Origin of the sequence: Belliella calami, assembly GCF_022549695.1 — a bacterium.
GTDB lineage: Bacteria > Bacteroidota > Bacteroidia > Cytophagales > Cyclobacteriaceae > Belliella > Belliella calami.
Genome location: NZ_JAKZGS010000034.1, coordinates 1 through 6,400 on the forward strand (window position 1 = coordinate 1; position 6,400 = coordinate 6,400).

Consider the following 6,400-nt stretch of genomic DNA (forward strand, 5'->3'; position numbering starts at 1 on the left):
AAACGCCAGTTAATCAAAACAGTAACATTGCGCTAAGCAAAACAGCAGATAAGACAGCGGTAAGTGAGGCGGGCGAAGTTATTGTCTACACCTTGACTGTTACGAATACAGGCAACACGACTTTGACAGATGTGCTTATTATAGATGCTAAACTTGGGGTTGAGGAAAATATTGGGACTTTGTCACCAGGGGAGAGCAGTTCAATATCGGCTAGCTACACAGTTACGCAAGAGGATATTGATTCAGGAAGCATTTTGAATGCAGCAAGTGTAGAGGGTACAGATCCAAATGGTGAAACTCCGGAAGGTTCAGATGAAGTAGAAACACCGGTTGATCAAAACAGTAACATTGTCCTAAGCAAAACAGCAGATAAGACAGCAGTAAGTGAGGCAGGCGAAGTTATTGTCTACACCTTGACGGTTGCGAATACAGGCAACACGACTTTGACTGATGTTCTTATTATAGATGCTAAACTTGGGGTTGAGGAAAATATTGGGACTTTGTCACCAGGCGAGAGCAGTTCAATATCGGTTAGCTACACAGTTACACAGGAGGATATTGATTCAGGAAGCATTTTGAATGCAGCAAGTGTTCAGGGTACAGATCCAAATGGAGAAACTCCCGAAGGTTCGGATGAAGTAGAAACACCGGTTGATCAAAACAGTAGCATATCCCTAAGCAAAACAGCAGATAAGACAGCAGTAAGTGAGGCGGGCGAAGTTATTGTCTACACCTTGACTGTTACGAATACAGGCAACACGACTTTGACTGATGTGCTTATTATAGATGCTAAACTTGGGGTTGAAGAAAATATTGGAACTTTGTCACCAGGCGAGAGCAGTTCAATATCGGTTAGTTATACAGTTACGCAGGAAGATGAGTTTGCTCAAGTCCCAATTATCAATATTGCCAATGTTACAGGTCAAGATGGGTTAGGGAATTTAGTAGAAGATGAAGATCAGGTTGATGTCGATGTTATTTGTGAAGGAAGGACTAAGATTCAAGGGATTGTATTCAATGCTGATAATGGTGAGCCATTGGCAGGTGTTCCTGTTACATTGATACCTCAAGAAGGGACTTCTGGACAGGTATTATTGCAAGTTACGCAAGCAGATGGAAGGTATTTTTTCACCGATATTGTGCCTGGAGACTATCTTATACAAGTTCAAGATGCCAACCTAAACAGTGCGAAGGGTTTGTATCCAGTGGAGTCATCCCTATTCTTTACGAGAATCGAAAATTGTAATTTCATAACAAAAGACTTTGGGTATGAAACTTTTGATGGAAATGTAATTGGTGATTTTGTTTGGTACGACTTGAATGGTAATGGGGTGCAAGATGAGTGGTATGATGCGAATGATGACAATGAAGTCACATTAAATATTCCAGATGAAAATGGCTATGTAGATTTTGATGCTTGGGAGTGGATTGATTTCAATGGCGATGGCAGATTTGATGGGCCAGAAAATGAAGGCGAACTAAGGAAAGCTGGTTTTGGAAATTCAAACAGCGCCAATATTCAAGTGAGTGGACCAGAAGGTTACTTTGAAGAGATTCAAATCGGGATATTAGGGTATTATAGAACTAGGCCGTCAGCCTTGGGTGCTTATACCGTGGAATTAGTTATAGACGAGGAGCTTGAACTTGCAGCCGAAGCTATAGGGAATTCCGGTAAAGTGAAAGTGATCCCTAATTTCGGTGGTAGAGTCAAAAGCGATCCAATTATTGAGTGTGGAGTTACTACAGGCAATCCAATTGAGTTTACACTTAATACAAGTTCTAGAGTCAGGTTAGACATTGATTTTGGTGTCAGATGTCAAGAAGTTCATGTTGTTAGGCCGATCATCGCAAATGATGATGATATGGGTGAATTTAGGGTTAGCCATGAAGGTCTGATAGGAAATGTCTTGGAGAACGATTTGTTAGATGGTCAAAGACCAAATCCTGATGATGTTGATTTTGTATTCACAGATTTGGATGGGATCCTAGGTTTGCTGATCAATCCAAATGGTGAGTTGAGCTTGATACCAGGGTTGAATGAAGCGCGAGAATATCGATTGCGATATCTCTTAAGCGAAGTTATTAATCCTGATAATATAGACAGTGCTTTTGTAACCTTTAGACTTTTGGAAGATGTAGTTGATTTGGCAATTTCAAAAACTTCTTTTGAAGTAGAGATTTTCGAAGGTGATGAATTTGAATATGAAATCATCATTGCCAACAATGGTGACGTGGATGTTACAGATGTTGAGATTGTTGATGAGCTTCCCAATGGAGTCACCTATATCAGTTCGGCGATTGTTTCAAGCAGTAGTTTAATAGACCCTTCTCTGAATGTTGTTGGAGATAGGTTGATTTGGACAGTCCCTGTTTTTCCAGCAGGTGAGACGATGACAATTAGGGTTTTGGTGAAGGCAAATGCACTTCCAAACGGATCTGAATTGACCGTTACAAATGTGGTCACTGTCACATCTTCTGGTGAGGAGTCAAATCCTGATGACAATACGGCAACCGATACGAATACCATCAAGCCGTTTTTTATTCCGAATGTAATAACGCCAAATGGGGATTCACTGAATGATCAATTTGAGATAAAGGGTCTTGGGAAGTTTCCAAGTAATGAAATAGTAATAATCAACAGGTACGGGGATCATGTCTTCGAAAGAATTAATTATCAAAATGACTGGTCTGCTGAAGGTCTTCCTGCAGGAACATACTTCTATATCTTGGTAGGTACAGATTCCCAAGGCAGAAGTCATGATTTCAAGGGTTGGGTACAAGTAATTAAAGAATAATCGAAGCATTATGAAAAAGATTTTCAATTTACTAGGAAAAGCTTTACTGGTGACACTGATTTTTTCGGGAGTCGTTGAGGGTCAACAGTTGCCTCAGTTTAGTCAATATATTTTCAATGGTCTTCATATCAACCCAGCATATGCTGGGTACAAAGGCGAACCTTATATACAAAGTACTTATAGGAGTCAGTGGGTAAATCTTCCTGGAGCGCCAAAAACTTTCACTGTCACAGCAGATTTGAGTGCAAATGAGGGGCTTATGGGTTTTGGTTTGTCAATTTTATCTGATAAAATTGGCCCTACAAATACTAATGGAGCAATGCTCTCTTACGCCTATAGAATCCAGACTGGTAGGGAGTCGTTTTTAGGTATGGGGATAAGTGCTGGTGCTAGCGAATATGCTATAGATGGAGATATGATGAGATTCAATGATCCAAGTGATCCAAATATACCAGAGGGAAGGGTGAATTTATTCACTCCAAACATGAATATGGGGCTTTTCTTTCACAATACTCGTTTCTATGCTGGTTTAAGTGCATTCAATATGATTGGCAAAAAAGCGTTGGAGCGAGAGGATATTGCTTTGGCTTACCATGATTTTCACTATTATTTTACAGCTGGTGTCATGGTACCTATATCAAGCAGTGTTCAGATCAAACCTTCTTTTCTTATCAAAGAGGTAAAAGGAGCACCTACAAGTTTTGATATCAATGCCATGTTTCTTTTCAAAGAAAGATTGTGGTTAGGGACATCATATAGGTCAAATGTACAAGTAGGAATGGAAAATCTTCAAGATAATCTCAACCAAAGAAATGCAGTGGCATTTATTATGGAGATCTTTGCCACAAGTAATTTGAGGCTAGGATATGCATATGACCACAATATAAATGTACTTAGTGACTACAGGAATAATTCCCATGAGATTTCTGTAGGATACTACATTAGCCCTAGAAGTGTGAGCATGAAAAATCCAAGATGGTTCTAATTATGAAAAATATTTTTACGATAGCAATCCTATTTATGCTGACTTCTTTGAGTTCAGTGACAGTTTATGCACAAAACCCTCTTCTAAGATACGCAGATAAGCAGTTTGGACTTGCAAACTATCCAGAGGCAGCAGAGGCGTACGAACAGGCCTTTGATAGAAAAGAAAAATATCAGACAGCCAAGAAAGTAGCGCAATCCTATTCGATCATGCGTGATTACCAAAAATCAAATGTCTGGTGGTCAAAGGTGATTTCTTTTGAAGAGGCAACGAGGGTAGATTATCAGGAATTTATCGTTTCTTCTTATCAAATGTCAGATGGAAATTTGGATTTGGACTCCTTGTTGAAAGATAGCGCATTTTCCAAAATTGATTTCCCTGAAATACAAGAAGAAAAACTAAACGACCTGTATAAAAATAGAACAAATTTAAAGCTGGTTCCAGTAGAAGGTGTAAATAGTGAAGGTTCTGATTACGGTCTTTCATTGGATGAAGGAGGAAATGTCTATTTCTCAACAGATAGAGGTGATGTGATTCCAACAGAAAAAGCTCCTATTAGACTTGATTTGAATAATATTTACAGTGAAGAAAAATATGACTTCAATGATAGACAGTTTTTCAGGATTATTAGAAAAGATTCAACTGGTGCATTGACTAAGTTGGAACTGGATGATCTGGAAGTAATGCATTTTTCAGATCCAAGCTTTATGTACGAAAAGGGCTTGGTATTCTATACAGCGACCAGAAATATCACCAAAGCAGGAAAAAAACGATCTATTGAGGTTGGGACAGAGATTTTTTATAGTAAGATAAATGAAAACGGTATTTTATCTTCCTCTAAAAGCCTTTCCTTCAATGATGCGATTAGCTATAGTGTGATGCATCCTTTTGTCGATGAAGCCAATAAGAAGATCTATTTTTCTTCTGATATGCCTGGAGGCTATGGGGGAGTGGATCTTTATTTTGTCAATTACGACGATGACCTTAACTTTTCTGAACCTGTCAATCTTGGGTCAACCATCAATACATCCAAAAATGAAAGCCACCCTTATACTATAGGAGACAAACTGTATTTCTCATCAAACGGACACTTTGGTCTTGGGGGCTTGGATGTTTTCGTTGTTGATTTTTCTCAATCAAACCCTCAGAAGGTTGATAATTTAGGCGCTCCAATCAATTCCACTAGGGATGATTTTGCCTATAGTCAAGGACCAAATGGAAAAAGATTTATTTCTAGTGACCGCGTCGGTGGAGCTGGTATGGATGATGTCTATAGTATTGAATATTCAAGCAAAACATTGTTGGCCAGGGTTATGGATTGTGATGAAGTAATGATCAAAGAGCAATTTGATGTGGAACTTAGAGGTTCAAATCAAGATAATGACATTACTTCCGAAAGAAGAAATGATGGGGCTGTGATTGCTTCCCTTTCGCCTGATAGCAATTTCGAATTGAAAATTAGCAAAAAGGGTTATTTCAGTATTTTTGACAATACACTTAGTACTGTGAATTTGGAAGAAGATACTTTGAGAAAGGACTATAGGCTTGCCAAAATCCCTTATCAAATGCCTGTTTATGTAGATATAGTATATTACGATCTGGACAGTTCTGCGATAAGACAAGATGCAGCTACCACCCTTGACAAGCTCGGCTCCTTGATGCAGAAGTATCCTTTCTTAGACCTATTGGTAGGGTCACACACAGATGCTCGCGCTTCTGATGACTACAATCAAGAGCTTAGCCAAAGAAGGGCAAAAGCAGTATTGGAGTTTTTGTCTAAGTATAACATTGAAGAAAATAGGGTGCGAGCAGATTGGTATGGGGAGGATAGATTGACAAATGATTGTGGAGATGGAGTACCTTGCCCTGAAACAGACCATCAATTGAACAGAAGATCGGAGTTGATATTGGAGGCTTTCCCTGATCCAAACAAAGATTATGAACTTCCTGCCGAATTCTTGGATAAGGATATCTGTGATGAATTTGGGATTTTTGAAGAGTTGCAAAAGCAGCTGAACGAGATTCCGATCGTATATTTTGACTTTGATAAATCTACAATAAGACCAGTACATAAAATGGAACTGGAAAGAACTGCCTTGATGATGAATCGCATACAAAACCTAAGTCTTTATATCGCTGGTCATACTGACCAAAGAGGGAGTGACGAGTATAATAAGCCTCTATCGGAGCGAAGATCAAAAGTGGTCATGGACTATTTGATCAACAGAGGAGTAGAGGAGTCAAGGATGCACTTCGAGTGGTTTGGCAAAACTCAACCTATCCATGATTGTGGGGTTTGTAATGAATCCCAACACCAACAAAACCGAAGAACTGAATTGAAATTGAAGAGATAAGTAATCCAATCATTTAGATTGGGAAAAGAAACAAGAGAATTGTTTAATTGCAAAAGAGGTTATTTTAAGATACCCTAACCTGTAGATTTATTAAAGGACCATCTGTTTCGGGTGGTCTTTTTTCTTTTCCGTCTTTTTTCCTGACTTCGACACTGGGACACCCAAAATCAAAAATCGAACATTTTTGCCAGTTTTTGCTGACTCTCGTTCAAAAACAGGGTTTTCCTCAGCTTTTTCCCTGTTGATTTGAGTTGGATTTCTACTGT

The 6,400-nt window shown here is 39.0% G+C and carries 3 protein-coding genes; all 3 read left to right on the top strand.

The window, feature by feature from the left end:
* Window positions 1-2,795 (top strand): CLIPPER-2 domain-containing protein (locus MM236_RS19540; protein ID WP_241276686.1); only part of this gene is annotated, 2,795 nt, incomplete at its 5' end.
* 10 nt (window positions 2,796-2,805) lie between these two features.
* On the top strand, window positions 2,806-3,780 hold the full coding sequence (locus tag MM236_RS19545; protein ID WP_241276687.1) for a PorP/SprF family type IX secretion system membrane protein: 975 nt from the start codon (window positions 2,806-2,808) through the stop codon (window positions 3,778-3,780).
* 2 nt (window positions 3,781-3,782) lie between these two features.
* Window positions 3,783-6,134, top strand: a complete 2,352-nt coding sequence (locus MM236_RS19550) for an OmpA family protein (protein WP_241276688.1) — start codon at window positions 3,783-3,785, stop codon at window positions 6,132-6,134.
* Window positions 6,135-6,400: the final 266 nt, after the last annotated feature.